This is a genomic window from Paenibacillus aurantius, from assembly GCF_032268605.1.
Taxonomy (GTDB): Bacteria; Bacillota; Bacilli; order Paenibacillales; family NBRC-103111; genus Paenibacillus_AO; species Paenibacillus_AO aurantius.
In genome coordinates this window covers 5,319,298-5,334,264 of sequence record NZ_CP130318.1, presented here as the reverse complement: position 1 = coordinate 5,334,264, position 14,967 = coordinate 5,319,298, and the positions used below count along the sequence as shown (strand labels likewise).

At 56.3% G+C, this 14,967-nt stretch carries 14 protein-coding genes; 9 read left to right on the top strand and 5 right to left on the bottom strand.

Annotated features, from left to right (window positions below; genetic code table 11):
• Positions 1 to 75 precede the first annotated feature (75 nt).
• A complete protein-coding gene (locus MJA45_RS24075) occupies positions 76 to 618 on the top strand; it encodes a hypothetical protein (protein ID WP_315604437.1) in 543 nt (180 codons plus the stop codon).
• Positions 619 to 673: 55 nt separating this feature from the next.
• On the opposite strand, the gene MJA45_RS24070 is transcribed toward MJA45_RS24075, so the two are convergent.
• Entirely contained in the window at positions 674 to 1,564 is an 891-nt protein-coding gene (locus MJA45_RS24070; protein WP_315604436.1) for a DMT family transporter, read from the bottom strand.
• 135 nt (positions 1,565 to 1,699) lie between these two features.
• Between MJA45_RS24070 and MJA45_RS24065 the strand changes: the two genes are divergently transcribed.
• From MJA45_RS24065 to MJA45_RS24055, 3 genes are all read left to right on the top strand, one after another.
• The gene (locus MJA45_RS24065; RefSeq protein ID WP_315604435.1) at positions 1,700 to 2,569 is read left to right on the top strand and encodes a LysR family transcriptional regulator; all 870 of its coding nucleotides are present in this window, start codon (positions 1,700 to 1,702) and stop codon (positions 2,567 to 2,569) included.
• An 86-nt stretch (positions 2,570 to 2,655) separates the two neighbouring features.
• The gene (locus MJA45_RS24060) at positions 2,656 to 3,528 is read left to right on the top strand and encodes a YitT family protein (RefSeq protein ID WP_315604434.1); all 873 of its coding nucleotides are present in this window, start codon (positions 2,656 to 2,658) and stop codon (positions 3,526 to 3,528) included.
• 59 nt (positions 3,529 to 3,587) lie between these two features.
• Complete coding sequence (locus MJA45_RS24055) at positions 3,588 to 4,274, top strand: formylglycine-generating enzyme family protein (protein WP_315604433.1); 687 nt, start codon at positions 3,588 to 3,590, stop codon at positions 4,272 to 4,274.
• A gap of 32 nt (positions 4,275 to 4,306) precedes the next feature.
• Here the strand turns inward: MJA45_RS24055 and MJA45_RS24050 are convergent, their stop codons facing one another.
• Both MJA45_RS24050 and MJA45_RS24045 read right to left on the bottom strand, forming a co-directional pair.
• Entirely contained in the window at positions 4,307 to 4,645 is a 339-nt protein-coding gene (locus tag MJA45_RS24050) for a DUF1801 domain-containing protein (protein WP_315604432.1), read from the bottom strand.
• 188 nt (positions 4,646 to 4,833) lie between these two features.
• A complete protein-coding gene (locus tag MJA45_RS24045; RefSeq protein ID WP_315604431.1) occupies positions 4,834 to 5,448 on the bottom strand; it encodes an S-layer homology domain-containing protein in 615 nt (204 codons plus the stop codon).
• Positions 5,449 to 5,679: 231 nt separating this feature from the next.
• Between MJA45_RS24045 and MJA45_RS24040 the strand changes: the two genes are divergently transcribed.
• The 5 genes from MJA45_RS24040 to MJA45_RS24020 all read left to right on the top strand — a co-directional run bounded on the left by MJA45_RS24040 (position 5,680) and on the right by MJA45_RS24020 (position 13,377).
• Positions 5,680 to 7,983, top strand: coding sequence for a helix-turn-helix domain-containing protein (locus tag MJA45_RS24040; RefSeq protein WP_315604430.1), 2,304 nt, complete (start codon positions 5,680 to 5,682; stop codon positions 7,981 to 7,983).
• A 345-nt stretch (positions 7,984 to 8,328) separates the two neighbouring features.
• On the top strand, positions 8,329 to 9,249 hold the full coding sequence (locus MJA45_RS24035) for an ABC transporter permease (protein WP_315604429.1): 921 nt from the start codon (positions 8,329 to 8,331) through the stop codon (positions 9,247 to 9,249).
• A 37-nt stretch (positions 9,250 to 9,286) separates the two neighbouring features.
• Positions 9,287 to 10,186: a carbohydrate ABC transporter permease gene (locus MJA45_RS24030; RefSeq protein ID WP_315604428.1), complete on the top strand. Its 900-nt coding sequence runs from the start codon at positions 9,287 to 9,289 to the stop codon at positions 10,184 to 10,186.
• Between the two features lie 19 nt (positions 10,187 to 10,205).
• The gene (locus tag MJA45_RS24025) at positions 10,206 to 11,891 is read left to right on the top strand and encodes an ABC transporter substrate-binding protein (protein ID WP_315604427.1); all 1,686 of its coding nucleotides are present in this window, start codon (positions 10,206 to 10,208) and stop codon (positions 11,889 to 11,891) included.
• A 112-nt stretch (positions 11,892 to 12,003) separates the two neighbouring features.
• The gene (locus MJA45_RS24020) at positions 12,004 to 13,377 is read left to right on the top strand and encodes an alpha-L-fucosidase (protein WP_315604426.1); all 1,374 of its coding nucleotides are present in this window, start codon (positions 12,004 to 12,006) and stop codon (positions 13,375 to 13,377) included.
• A 173-nt stretch (positions 13,378 to 13,550) separates the two neighbouring features.
• On the opposite strand, the gene MJA45_RS24015 is transcribed toward MJA45_RS24020, so the two are convergent.
• Both MJA45_RS24015 and bla read right to left on the bottom strand, forming a co-directional pair.
• Positions 13,551 to 14,099: a GNAT family N-acetyltransferase gene (locus MJA45_RS24015; RefSeq protein WP_315604425.1), complete on the bottom strand. Its 549-nt coding sequence runs from the start codon at positions 14,097 to 14,099 to the stop codon at positions 13,551 to 13,553.
• Positions 14,100 to 14,126: 27 nt separating this feature from the next.
• Positions 14,127 to 14,939, bottom strand: a complete 813-nt coding sequence (gene bla / locus MJA45_RS24010) for a subclass B1 metallo-beta-lactamase (RefSeq protein ID WP_407083073.1) — start codon at positions 14,937 to 14,939, stop codon at positions 14,127 to 14,129.
• Positions 14,940 to 14,967: the final 28 nt, after the last annotated feature.

The window sequence follows — 14,967 nt, the reverse complement described above, 5'->3', positions numbered from 1 at the left end:
CCCTCCAGCTTGGAAGCCGGCCCTCCCGTTAGAATGTGCTTGAAGCAGACGTTTACTACTACGGGAGGATTGGTGATGAAAAGGCTTAGATTGTTGATCTTCGTTTGGCTGATGTTTGTTCCTTTAGGGTGTGAGAATGAAAGCTCGGAGTCCATACCCCAAGCTATGCAAGCAGCCGGAATAAAGGATAGGCAAATCATCCATGAGCATGAACTGGAGGATGTCGTCCTTGTTTTTTATCAAGAACCGACTGGTGGTTTAGACGCTGGACTTGTCAATAAAACGGGAACAGGATACAAATGGGGATTCGGCGGCGGCACAGCCTATGAAAAGGATGATGTGCCTTGGGTTTGGACGAATTTGGACTTGAATTCCAAAGAGAAGCGTTACCAAGTATATTATGGAATAGTGAAAAATGATAACATAGCGAGATTACACATTAAGCACAATAATGAAGGGTTAAGCACCATTAACAAAGATGCGGAAATTGTACCCACCCAGGACTACCGGATTTGGTTTGCCCTTCAGGATCGTTACAGTGACATTCATCCTGGATTTCTTTTGACCGGCTATTCCAAAGACGGAGAGGAAATTTTTTCGCTATCCATGAACAGCTAAAGAAGGCAGCAAAAAGGGCCATCCGGCTAAGGATGGTCCTCTTTGGCTGGGGCCGTCAACCCGCCGCTTTCGCCGGGGATAAGGCCGCTTTCCCCGGGAAATTGACGAGAAAAATGCCCAGGCCGATGCATAGCGCCCCCGCCCACACATATCCGTGCAAGGTTTCGCCGAGCAGAGCCCAGCCGGCCAGCATGCCGAACAGGGGAATGAGGAACAGGTAGACGTTCGCTTGGCCCGGGTCGCTGTTCCGCAGCACATAATACCAGGAAACGAACTGGGCGATGGAGCTTATCCCGATCATCCAGCCCAGCACCAGCAGCTCCTTCCCGAGGTGGCCCGTGTCCCAGACGAAGCGGGGCTCTTCCAGTAAGGGGCAGGCGATGAGCAGGAGCACCCCGCCGATCAGCATCTGGTAAGCAGCCATGACCCAGGAGTCGAACGCTTGGCCCCATCGCGAGGTCAGCAGCGTGGCGAAGCCCCAGGCCATGCCGGCCCCCAGGGCATACCAGAAGCCCGGTTGCAGCTGGATGGAGAAGCCCTGCGTGATCGCAACGCCTACAAAACCAAGGAACGCTCCCGCCCATTGGATGGGACGGTAGCGGGTCCCGTACAGCAGGAAGCTGAAGATAATGAACCAGAGGGGGTTCGTGGAGGAGAGGAGGGAGGCGCTGCCCGACGGAATCGTCTGCATGCTGCAGTAAATGCCCGCCATGACCAGGGCCGATTGGAACAACCCGATGATCGCCAGCTTCAGCCATAGCGCCGCACTTTGCGGGTGAGGGCGCCTCCACAGGAAGGGCAGCATGAGCAAACCCGCGCCCACAAAACGGATCGCCAGAACGACAAAAGGGGAACCGAACGAAAGCGCCATTTTCCCCACGGGAAAATTTATACCGGCCGCCAGCATAGTAAAGAACGTGAGAATCAAAAGCCGAGGAGATTTCATGTCGTCACACCTTTCATTCTGTTTAAGGGATAATCACAGTTTATTTTATGGGATGTATCATGTAAAATAATTAAATAAGATAAGACCCATCATTTCATTTGATGTTTTCAAAGGATACCAGAAGGAGGGGCAACGATGGAAAGCGGAGATTTGAAAATCTTTCAGGCGGTTGCGCGCGAAGGAAGCATTACGAGAGCGGCGGCCAAGCTCGGGTATGTGCAGTCCAACGTCACGGCGCGAATTCAGCAGCTGGAAGCGGAGCTGAGCACCCCTTTGTTTCACCGGCTGAGCCGCGGGGTGGCCTTGACGCCGGCCGGGGAGACCCTGCTCACCTACGCGAACCGGGTCGTTCATCTGCTCGAGGAGGCCGTCAAAACGACGAAGTACTCGGAAACCCCGGCCGGCCCGCTGCGGATCGGCTCTCTCGAGACGACGGCGGCGGTTCATCTGCCCGGCATCATGAAGAATTACCACAAGCAGTTTCCCGAGGTGAAGCTGTCGCTTCAGACCGGGCATACGTCGGATTTGGTAAAAAGCGTGCTGGAGTATGAGCTGGACGGCGCGTTCATCAGCGGCCCGTTCGAGCATCCGGACCTGTCGGTGCTGCCCGCCTTCGAGGAGGAGCTCGTGCTCATCTCCGAGCCGACGGACGCCGGGCTGCAGGAGATGCTGAACAAGCCGCTTCTGTTCTTCGGCAAAGGCTGCTTTCACCGCGACCGGCTTGAGCAGTGGCTTCGGGAGGAGCGCCCGGGGCCGCTGAACATTATGGAGTTCGGTACGCTCGAGGCCATCCTGGGAGGCGTCTCCGCCGGACTGGGCGTTTCGCTGCTGACCCGTTCGTCGGTAAGCAGCTGGGAGGCCGCGGGCCGGGTGCGCTGCTTCCGCATTCCCGAGCGGTTCCGCTCCTCGGTGGTCAGTTTCGTCTACCGGCGCGACGCCTTTCCCACGAGCGCCTTCGATAAATTCGTCGAGCGGCTCCAAGATGGCGGGCCGGCCAAAGGTTGAGTCCCTATGACTTGTGCTATAATGGGTAGATATGGGTTTACCGCGGATGGGGGGCCATGCTGTAAATTTCATGAAGGAGAGATTAGATGAAGGAACACCACAGAGAAAACAAGTTCGTCGATCACGTCCGAAGCCTTGTCATGATCATCATTGGCGCTGTTATGGCGGCATACGGGCTGGAGGCCGTGCTGATTCCGAACGATGTCGTGGATGGCGGCGTAACCGGGATAAGCATGATGGGAGCGCATCTATTCGGAATCCCGCTCGGTATCCTGCTCTTCGTTCTGAACATCCCGTTCATTTACTTGGGCTACAAGCAGGTGGGAAGGACCTTCGCGATCCGGAGTACGGTAGGGATCGCCGCTTTGTCCGTCTCCACCTCTTTGCTTCATCATGTCCACACCATCCTGGGCAAGGAAGATCCGCTTCTGATCGTGCTGGCGGGAGGAATCCTGCTGGGGGTCGGCATCGGGGTCGTGCTTCGGAACGGGGGAGCCCTCGACGGCTCCGAGGTGCTGGCGATCCTGGTGTCCCGGGGCATTCCGTTCTCGGTAGGAGACGTTATTCTTTTTATCAATGCGTTTATCTTTATTGGGGCGAGCTTTATCTACGGCTTGCAGAACGCGCTGTATTCCGCCATCACCTATTACATAGCAAAGAATGTGATCGATATTATCCAAGTCGGTCTGGAAAAATCCAAGTCCGTCAAAGTCATCAGTCCCAAATCCGAAGAGATTGGGGAGGCCCTACAGGCGCGTCTTGGCCGCGGCGTAACCTATACCCAAGGGCGCGGAGGCTTCACGAACGAACCGACGGAAATCCTGAACTGCGTAATCAACCGGATGGAAGAAACCAAGCTGATGTCCATTGTCCGGGATATCGACGAAGGCGCGTTCGTGGTCATTTCGGATGTGTCGGAGGTGCGCGGCGGGAGCTTCCGGAAGCGGGACATTCACTAGCTGGACAAGCGGATGGGGCGCGAGGGCTCTGTCAAATAAGGAAGGAGAGGAGAAGGCGGATGGCGGATGATGGACGGAGAAACAATGATTATCCCATGGTCCTTATTCCAGGGGGAGAAATCGAATTGCGGGATGACCGAATCCAAAAGCAGTGGAAAGCCCCGGTCCAGCCTTTCTTTCTTGCCCGCTATCCGGTAACGCGAGGCCTGTACCAAGCTTCCTCCCCGAATTCCAGGGATAACGACCGGAAGCCGGCCGTGAACGTTTCTTGGAACGAGGCGGTTATCTTTTGCAACCGGCTGTCGCGGCAGGCGGGGCTGAAGGAATGCTACTCGGTAGGAAGGGATGGGGAAAGCGTTAGCTGGAACGAGGAGGCGGACGGCTACCGGCTTCCTACGGAAGCGGAGTGGCAGTATGCTTGTAAAGCCGGCACAGCCGGCTATCGGTACGGGGAACTGGATGAGATTGCCTGGTATGAGGGGAATTCAGGAGGCGCCGTACAGGACGTGGGAGGCAAGGTGCCTAACGCCTGGGGGCTGTATGACATGCTGGGGAACGTGTGGGAATGGTGCTGGGACGTATATGACGCGGAAGTTTACGGGTCCTACCGGATCTTTCGGGGAGGCAGCTGGGCAGAAGAGGCCCGGGGATGCGGGGCTACGTGCCGCCGCCGCAGCCATCCGACCTTCGGCATCGACGACCTGGGCTTCCGCCTTGCCCGGTCTTGGCAGGAAGAAAGCGGCTGACCCTCGAGGATCAGCCGCTTTCTTTATCGTGCTTACAACGATTCGGACGCCTGCGCCAGGAGGTTCGACAATTGAGCCAGGTCCGGCTCCACGCCTTCCTTCAATTTGATCCATTTGCGTTCGGCCGGGCCTTCGAAGCCTTTGGGGAACTCAATGCCTTCCGCATTCATGATCATGAACGCAATCGCATCCTTGGAAGGGGAGATCACCGCAGCGAATTGGCCGTTTTTGAGAAAATGCGGCTTCTTGTACTGGATTTTTTCTTCAACCCCCGGAATCGTCTCCTGCACCATCTGACGAAGCTTATGGCCAAGCTCCGCCTGCCACTGCCCGTTAAGGTTATCGATAAATGCCGTCACTTCGGGATTCATAAGTACCGCTCCTTCACTTGTTAATTGGTTTGGTTAAGAAGGGATATCCAATATCACTCTATCATGTAAAAATTTTGAAGTAAATGCTAATGTCTTACCCGGCTACTTGGTTGGCGAGGATTCCGGTTTGGAAGCCTCGGCATCGAGAAAGGGTACGACGGCGGCAAGAAGAAGATGGGTCCGCGAGATCATCGTGTAATGGGTAGTGCCGGGGAAGACGGCCAGCTGCGCATTCGGCAGTCCCGCCAGGTCTCCGGCAACGCCGCCGCCCAGCAGCCGGAACATCTCGACGGCGTGATCCGGTCTGACGTTATCGGAATCGCCGGTGCGGTCTCGAGGAACCGGATGGCCTGGTACACCCACTCTGCCGCTTTGGCACGGGTTACCTTCGACGGGCCGGCTGGCTTCCCCGCTTCCGGCAGCGTCCGGTCCGGCGCAGCAGCCGTAAGGGCAGCGTTCAGCAGCGAAGCAAACTCCTCCTCGGTAAGGGACGCGGAAGGGTCGACGCCGGCCGGAAGAGGGAGGCCAACCGTCTTCGCTTGTTCCACAAGGCCGGCATACCAGGGGCCGGCTGTTGGATCAGCCTCCCTCTCTCCGACGGCTCCCTGCAGCAAGCCTTTCATCACCAGGCTCAAGCCCTCGGCATAAGTCATGTCCTGATCCGGGGCAAACCGGTCCCCGCCGACACCGGACACGATGCCTCTTTCCTTCAGAGCCAGAATGGCTTCACCCTTCTTAGGGTCCACATCCCCAAAGGCAGCCGCCGACCCGGCGGAAAAACTGATGGCCGCGACCAGGACCAAGGGGATCCAAACCGTTTTCTTTACCCCTCGCTTTCTTCCAATTTTTTGCTGTTGATGACAATATACCAAATAGGGAATATTCCTGTCAATGTATATTTAAAGATACTGAACTTGGCCGTAATCGAAAAAATTAAAAAAATGTAAATACCCCTTAGGCAGAGTAGATGTTATAATTATTAACATGTGGCACCGCTTACAAGGGCCTCGGCCTATACAAGGGGGAAGACGTCCATGAATCTGATTAAGCGCCTGGGACATCAGCAGTTATTCATGCGTTTGATGATTCCTTATATTTCGTTCATGCTGGTGGCCCTGATCATCGGGGGTTGCTTCTACAAATTGACCTACGACATCGTTAAAGATGAAGTGACGGGCAGCAATATGCAGCTGCTGGAGCAGGTCAAGGAAACGATGGACATCCGGCTGTCCGAAGTCAATACCATCGCCCTTCAGCTGCTGAACGATCCGATGGTGATGAGCTTCGCCAGGGTGCACGACGCATTCGGAAGCAAGGAGACCTACCGGGTGCTCGAAGCGAAGAAGAATTTGTACAGCTATAACACGTCCAATAATTTCGTCCTGGACTATTATTTGACCTTCAAGAACAGCAACGTGGCCCTGTCGGCCAATTCCATCTATGACCTTCCTTATTTTTATCAGCATATTTTGTCACGTGAGGGCACCGATTACGACTCCTGGCGAAGCGACTTGTTCGGTTCGTACCGCAACCGCGAGGTCATGGCTTCGGGTCGGACCCTGTACCAGGAAAAGCCCTACGATATGCTGACGTACGTGCAATCGCTCGGCTACCCCGGCTACATCCAAGGGGCCCTGATCATTCTGGTCGATAACCAGAAGTTGAAGTCTCTGATGAGTGGCGTCAACGTCTCCGACGGAGGCTGGGTGTCTATCATGGACGAACAGGGACGGGTCGTCAGCACCTTGTCGGGCGACGGAGCCGTTCCCGATCTGAATCCTGCCGAGTATGCCGCGTCATCCGGTATCATCGAAGCGAGCCCGAAGACTAACGGGATGATGGTCACCTATACGAAGTCCTCGTATAACAACTGGTCGTACATCGTGGCACAGCCGCCCCACGTCGTGCTCGGCAAAGTAATCTCCATCCGGAAGATCACGACCGGAATTGCGCTGGCGTTCCTGCTCATCGGGGTTCTGCTCGCCTATTTGTTCGCCAGCCGAAGCGGCAAGCCGCTGGTCCAGCTTTTCTCCACGCTGGCGGAACGGCCCGGCGGTTCGCAGCCCCGGCGACCCAAGGAAATGTATGGATTTATTCAGAACTCCCTGGCTGCGCTAATCGACAACAACACGGCGATGCAGAGGGAGATCAAACGCCAGGCGCCCCTGCTGTGGGAAAGCTTCTATGAACGGCTGCTTAAGGGCGAATTCGTCAGCCTGGATGAAATCAATACGCTGCTGAAGCACCAGCATATTCGGATCGAAGGCCGGAGCTATGCGCTCGGCATCCTCCATTTCCGCGGGGGCACCAGAGGACTGGACGCCGACGATCTGCGCAGGCTGGACGTCGAGCGGGTGCTGGTCAAGGAAGCACTGCGGCGGGCACCCGCCGACAGCCTTTATGTGCATGACCTGACGGAGGACAAAATCGCGATCCTGTTCGTCGATTCCGGCGAAGACGGAGCTCCCTTCAGGCGGACGATCGAGGGGATCATCCAGGATGTGGCGTCCGAGATCGGCAAGCAGCTTCCGCTTGGCCTTTATTTTGCCATCGGGGGATTCCGCGATTCGCTGCTCGACGTTTCCGGGTCTTACGAGGAGGCCAGGCAGTCGCTTTCTTCCCTGACGTACGAGGACATCGTCCAGACGGCGTGGTTCTCCGATCTGCCGAGTGAAAACCGCCTTTTCTACTTCCCGGGGGAAGTGGAGAACCGTCTCTGCAATTTCACCAAAGCCGGAGAGACCGAGGAGCTGAACCAGCTGCTGGATTCGCTATACCGGGAAAATTTTCAGGAGCGCCATCTGCCGCTCGAGAAGCAGCAGCTGTTCTGCTATGAGATCGTCAGCTGCCTGATGAAGCTGCAGGAGCAGCTGATGCTTCCGTATTCGGAAGAGGTGCAGGAGCTGCTTCGCCTGCTTGGCACGACGGAGAACCTGCGGGAAGCGTACCAAAGCGCCGCTGAGCTGTTCCTGTCCATGAGCGCCGAGGCGGATCACCGCAAGAAGAGCCGCAACGTGAAGCTGCTCGAGTCGATACTCGCTTATATCCAGGAGTATTACGGGCAGCCGAGCTTAAGCCTGGATGTCGTAGCCGACCGCATGAACATTTCCAAAGGTTACATGTCCCAGTTCTTCAAGGAACAGACCGGAACCAACTTCTCCGACTATCTCGAGAGCCTTCGGATGAAGGAAGCGAAGCAGCTGCTGGCCACCACCAGCCTCCCGGTCCGGGAGATCGCCGAGCAGGTGGGCTACCATTCCACGAGTACTTTTTGCCGGGCGTTTAAACGGGGCAACGGCCTCAGCGCCACTGCTTTTCGCGAATCGGAAGCAGGCTGAAGGTCGGCGTGCCGTTCGCTCGTAGGAAAGCCGGAACGTTTCGTTCCGGCTTTTTTTACATGGATGATGTCCTGTCTGATCCCTTAGTCCTGATCAGGTTGGAGCCGAAGAGGCCTATTTTCTTGTAATATTTGGAATAAACTAGTCGAATTCTGTTCCTGTGCACATCGATCGGGGAAGTGTAAACCCGGTTTTCTTAACGATTGACGACAAAACCGGAAGATTTACAATTTACGTTCCACCTCCTGCCGGCCTATGCTGGGGACACGGAAAACACGCGAACCAACCTATGGGGGAGAATCGCCTGTGTGATTCCATCTTAAACACTGGAGGAGGTGAGAACTGTTGTTGAGCGGCTATATGTTCAAGAAAAGGCTGGTCCGAAGCTGGCAGCTGTACGTGCTGATGGCCCTTCCGTTCCTTTATCTGATCCTTTTCAAATACGTGCCGATCTACGGGGCGCAGATCGCCTTCAAGAATTTCACGGTCACCAAGGGAATCTGGGGAAGCGACTGGGTGGGGCTCAAGCATTTCGACCGGTTCGTGCATTCCTATGATTTCTGGCGGATCCTGAGGAACACGCTTATTCTTAGCTTTTACAATCTGGCGGCGGGATTTCCGTTTCCGATTCTGCTGGCACTCGGCTTGAACTATTTGAAAAGCGTGCGATTTCGCAGAATCGTGCAGATGGTGACCTACGCACCCCACTTTATCTCCATTGTCGTCATCGTCGGCATCGTGAAGGAGCTGCTGGATCCGCGGACGGGAATCCTGAACAAGCTTCTCGGGTTTCTCGGCATCGCTCCGATCAACTTCATGGGCGAGATTTCGTACTTCTCTTCCCTTTATGTCTGGTCGGACGTCTGGCAGCACGCCGGTTTCAACTGCATTATCTTTCTGGCCGCGCTGGCCAGCATCGATCCGTCGCTGCATGAGGCGGCTGTCATGGACGGGGCGAGCAAGCTGCGCCGGATGTGGCACATCGATTTGCCGGGCATTATGCCTATGGCGATCATCGTTCTCATCCTGAACACCGGCCACATTCTTGACGTCGGCTTCGAGAAAGTGCTGCTGATGCAGAATCCCATCAACCTGAAGGCGTCCGAGATTATCGACACTTACGTGTATAAGGTGGGATTGACGTCCCAGGTGGCCAACTACTCCTATTCGACGGCAATCGGCCTGTTCAAATCGATCATTAACTTGATTCTGCTGCTGACGGTCAACAAAATTGCCCAAAAAACGAAGCAGGGCAGTCTATGGTAACCCCTTGTTCGAAGCTTGCGGGAAAGGAGGAACGCACATGAATATAACCTATCGTAACGAATCGCGAACGGATAAGCTGTTCACCCTGCTGAACAACACCTTCATGATTCTGATGTTTCTGGCGGTGCTGTATCCGATCGTCTATATTGTCAGCGCTTCCTTCAGCGACTCCCAGGCGGTCGTGTCCGGCGAAGTATGGCTGTGGCCGGTTCGTCCGAGCCTGGACGGCTACAACGCGGTATTCGAGTACAGCCAGGTCTGGGTAGGATTTCGTAATTCGATCCTCTACACGGTAACCGGCACGCTGGTTAACATCGTGATGACCGTGCTGGCGGCTTATCCGTTGTCCCGAAAGGATTTCTTCGGCAAAAACCTCTTCATGGTCCTGTTTATGTTCACGACCATGTTCACCGGAGGGCTGATTCCGACCTATCTGCTCGTCAGGGAGCTTGGCATGCTCGATACGATCTGGGCCATGATTCTTCCCGGAGCGCTGACGGTATGGAACGTCATCATCACCCGGACTTATTTCCAGATGTCGATTCCCCATGAACTGCTGGAAGCCGCGCAGCTCGACGGCTGCGACGACTTCCAATTCGTCTGGAGGGTCGTCGTCCGCTTGTCGGGGCCGATCCTGGCGGTCATCACGCTTTACTACGCCGCGGCCAACTGGAACCAGTATTTCAACGCCATGCTGTTTCTGAAAAATCAGGCGCACTATCCGCTCCAGCTTGTGCTGAAGGATATATTGGTCAGCAACGACGTGGACGTCACGATGCTGTCGGGGGATCCGCAGGATGCCGCCCGGCGCGAGGCGCTGAAGACACTGCTGAAGTATTCGCTGATCGTTATCTCAACCGTTCCGCTGTTGATATTCTATCCGTTTGTCCAAAAGTATTTGGTAAAAGGCGTCATGGTCGGTTCACTTAAGGGCTAATAGAAGGGGGAGCAGAAGGATGAAAAATAAAAAATGGTTGTCCATGTTGGTCACGCTTGGCATGCTCGCCGGCATCCTGAGCGCATGCAAAGACAGCAACTCCGCGGGCGATACTACCAAGGGAGACGGCGGTGGGGGCGCCGCGAGCGTGTCGGAAGCTGGGAAGTTCCCGATCGTGGCTGAGAAAACCAACCTCCGCGTCATGATCGGGGCCAACCCGGCCGTCGAGAATTTCGATACGAATGCCTTTACGAAATATTTTGAGGATTTGACCAATATCCATGTCGAGTGGGAGATTGTTCCGGCGAGCACGGGAGCGGAGAAGCTGAATATCGCGCTCGCCAGCGGCGACCTGCCGGACGTCATTATGACGATGAACGTGACTCCCGAACAGCAGGCGTTGTATGGGGAGCAGGGAGTACTCCTTCCGCTCAACAAACTGATTGAGAAATACGGCGTGAACACGAAGAAGATGTTTGAGGAAAGCCCGCTCGTCAAATCGGCGATCACGTCCGCCGACGGCAACATTTACGCGCTTCCCGCTCCGAACGAATGCTACCACTGTTCCATGCGCCAGAAGCTCTGGATTTACAAGCCGTGGCTGGACAAGCTGAACCTCAAAATGCCGACTACGACAGAAGAATTCTACGAGGTGCTCCAGGCGTTCAAAACCAAGGATCCGAACGGCAACGGGAAAGCCGACGAAATTCCGTTCTCGGGGGCGCCGCAGACTAGTCAGAAGTCCACCCTGACGACGAGCGTCGAAAACTACCTGATGAACGCCTTCACGTATGCGCCTTTCACTCGCCTGTACATCAACGATCAGGACAAGGTGGATGTGCCGTTTAACAAGGACGGCTGGAAGGAAGGCCTGAAGTACCTGCACAAGCTGTACAAGGAAGGGCTGATGGATCCTCAGGCGCTGACGCGGGACGCCTCCCAGCTGGTGCAGCTGGGCGAGAATCCCGGTGTGCCGATTCTCGGAGCGGCTTCCGGGCCTAACATGAGCGCGATGACGCAGCTTAACGGCTCAAGCGGCCGCTGGCTGGACTATGTGGCCGTTCCTCCGCTCAAAGGTCCAGGAGGGGTGCAGCTTACCCAGTACGATCCGTATCAAGTGGCACCGGGACAATTCGTCATTACGAACAAGGCGAAAAATCCGGAAGCGGCCTTCCGCTTCGCCGACGCGCTCTATGATCGGGAGATCACGCTTCGTTCCACGGTCGGCGAGCTGGACAAGGACTGGAGATGGGCGAAGGACGGAGAGATTGGCCTGAACGGCAAGCAGGCGGTTTACTTGGACATGTCCAAGTTCGGCGTCACCCAGAACAAGCATTGGTCCCAAAGCGGTATTGCCTACCGTCCGAACTCACTCAGACTCGGTCTTGTCGACACCAAGGACAACCCGCTCGAGTCCATTCTTTACAAGGAAACGAAAGAGAAATACGAGCCTTACCGCGTCCAGGTGAAAACGGTCATGCCGCCGGTGAACCTGACGGTCGACCAGTCGGCGGAAATTGCCGACCTGTCCAAAACGATCTACGACTACACCAATGAAATGCTGTCGCGCTTCATTATCGGCGATGCCGACATCGATGTGCAGTGGAGTCAGTACCTGTCTACGCTCGACAGCATGAATTTGGGGCGTTACCTGGAAATCTACCAGGAAGCGTATAAAACGTATAAAGCCGCGGCGTCGAAATAAGGACGGGGCTGTCCAAGGCCTTTGCGCGAACGGACCGGACGCTGCCTGAATTCCGGGCAGGTCCGTTATCCCCGCGCGCCGAGATCACGAAAGAAGAAGGGAGCTTGCCGTTATGAGCTTGCAGACGAAAGCGTTCACCGTCCCGGACAAATGGAAATGGTTCACCGAAAGCCGGTATGGCATGTTTATACACTGGGGTCCGTATGCCCAGTACGCCCGCGGAGAGCAGGTGCTGTTCCGGGAGCATCTCGACCAGAAGGAATACGCCGAGAAGGCGGCTTCTTGGAGCCCGAAGCACTTTGATCCGGAGCTTTGGGCGGATACCGCCAAAAAGGCGGGCTTCAAATATGCGTGCTTCACGACGCGGCATCATGACGGCTTCTGCATGTGGGACAGCGCCTACACCGACTATTCCAGCGCGAAGCAGGCGGCGGGCCGGGATTTCGTCCGAGAATACGTGGACGCCTTCCGCAAGGCGGGACTGCGGATCGGACTGTATTATTCCTGGATCGACTGGCGCCTTCCGGCGTATTTCGAAGGGCCTGCGCGGAATCCCGAAGGATGGGCGAAGGTCCGTGCCTATTTGCATAACCAGGTGAAGGAACTGCTTACGAATTACGGACAGATCGATCACTTCTTCTTTGATGGCGTCTGGCCGCGAAATGCCGATGACCTCGGGAGCATCGAGCTGGTGGAGGAGATGCGCAGGCTGCAGCCGGGCATTCTGGTCAACAACCGGCTGGGCTACTCCAGCACCCATGACGGATACCGGGCCGACGGAGGAATCGGCGCAGGCGATTCCGATACGCTGGGCGACTTCGGCACGCCCGAGCATCTGATCGTCGCTGACCAGAAGCGGCTCTGGGAGTCCTGCCAGGTTATGACCTGGCGGCTTTGGAGCCACGTCACGGGAGAGCGCTGGAAGCCGGCGGACGTACTGCTCGACACCCTGGTCGAATGTGCCGAGAAGGGCGGCGAGCACGGCGGCAACCTGCTGCTTAACTGCGGACCCACCGCGGATGGCGAGATGCCGCCGGAATTCGTCGAGCGCGCGCTCGAGATCGGCCGGTGGCTGGAGGTGCACGGCGAGGCGATCTACGGCTCGGACGGAGGCTCCATTACCGAATTCATCACGCGGGGCCGCCAGACGACACGGGGCCATTATCTGTATCTGATCATCCGCTTCTGGGACGGCCGTCCGGTCATGCGGCTCGCGGATTTGAGCTCCCGGGTCCAATCGGTAAAGCTGCTGACGACCGGACAGGAGCTTGCGTTCGAGCAAAGCGGCGACGAGCTGTTCATCAAGGGGCTGCCCGTCGAGGCGCCTTCGCGCCTGTTCCCCGTGATTCGGGTGGAATGCGTTGGCAAGCCGCAGGCGAACGAATGGGGCCGGCAGCGCCTCTGGGACGGCGACCCGCTTCGGGTGGCGGATTGGGCGCGCAGCCAGCGGGGAACTTCGGTTTTCGCGGATGGCAGGGAACGCTGACCGGAAAGAGTTAAAAGTCATGCTTGATGAGGTGATCCATAACGGCCATGCGAGTCTCCATGGCCGAACGTCTTACGCTTGCGAACGTTTTTCGGTCGCTGCGGAACACAAAATACCGCCCTTCCGACTTCCGATGGGGAAGCGAAAGGGCGGTAACTCTTTTTTTAACCAGATTAAGCAATCGGCGGGTTAGGGGGATCCAGATACAGCACCATAAGCTCTTCATCCAGGTAGCGGGCGGAATCCAGCTTGATCGCCTGTTTGTCGAATCCGTATGTTTGAAAGCCTAATCCCGCATACAAGGACCTGGCGGGTTCGTTAGAGGCCGTCACCGTAAGGTGAATTTGCTCCACCCGCTCCGTTTCTTTCGCCTTCTTAATGGCTTCTGTCATTAATTGTTTGGCCAGTCCCTTTCCCCGCGTCTCCGGAGCCACGTACACGGCGACGATCTGAGCCCGGTGGGCCAGTTTCTTCTTCTGCCCCAAGACCAAGGTAGCGATTCCGGCCAGCCGGCTCTTGAGGATGGCTCCGAAGGTGAACGTATGCTCATTTGCCGCCAACCGTCGGTTCCATTCTTCTAAAGACATAGCCAACTCCTCTTCATAGCTTGCGCTGTAAGCTTCGGGAGAGGTTTGTAAGGCTTTCAGCCGGATTTCTTTGTAGCGTCCGGCATCCTCAGGACCCAGCAGCCGGATCTCCATCGCGGCATCCTTCTTTCCCAACGTGAATCCCTTCTCCTTCCCGGCCTTCTACTTCGCTCCGGCCAAGGCTTGATCCACCAAATCCATCGTATGCGTCAGCAGCCGCCCGTCTCCCCAAGCCAAGTGACCGGGGACAACCGTCCGGACGTTCGGGTAGCGGTCGATGACCTTTTGCAGGGACGTTTTCCATTCGGGCACGTTCGCATCGGCCAGGTTCCCCAGCCCGTTCACGTCCAGGGAACGGATCATGCATCCGCCGAACAACAAGTTAAACTGGGGAAGCCAGACGACCATGTTATCCTCCGTATGGGCAGGGCCGGGGTAGTAGGTCTCCAGCTTGACATTGCCGATCTGAAGCTCGGTGATTTCGTCGTTCAGAAGAACATCCGGGGAAAGGTAGCCGTCCTCCGCGGCAAGCTTTGCCGTCAGCGGGGTGCTGGCCGCGGGGATGCCCCGTTCGCGTAAAACCCCGATTCCCCCGATCCGGTCATTATGGGCATGGGTAATGATCGCCTGGACGACGTTTTGGTTGAAATGGGCCTCTACCAGATCCAGCAGCTCCGCGGTCAACGGCTCGTCCCATGACGTATCGACCAGAACCAAGCCTTTCGAGGTGCGAATCAGCAGCCCGTTTGACGGGTACGGAACGCCGCCGAGATCGGTATATTCCGTATGCACCCAAACTTGAGCGTTCAGCGGAGTCAGAACAATGGTGCCGGCTTCGTTGGTTATCGTTTGCTTGGGAGGGGCCGACGGGTGGTCCGAGGCCGCGCCAGCCGATAGAGGGGCAGCGGCCAAACCAAACAGGACAAGACTAACCAATAAGATCATCCATTTACGCAGCATTAAGGTCAACTCCAATTCTTATGAATTATCGTGAGGGAGACTG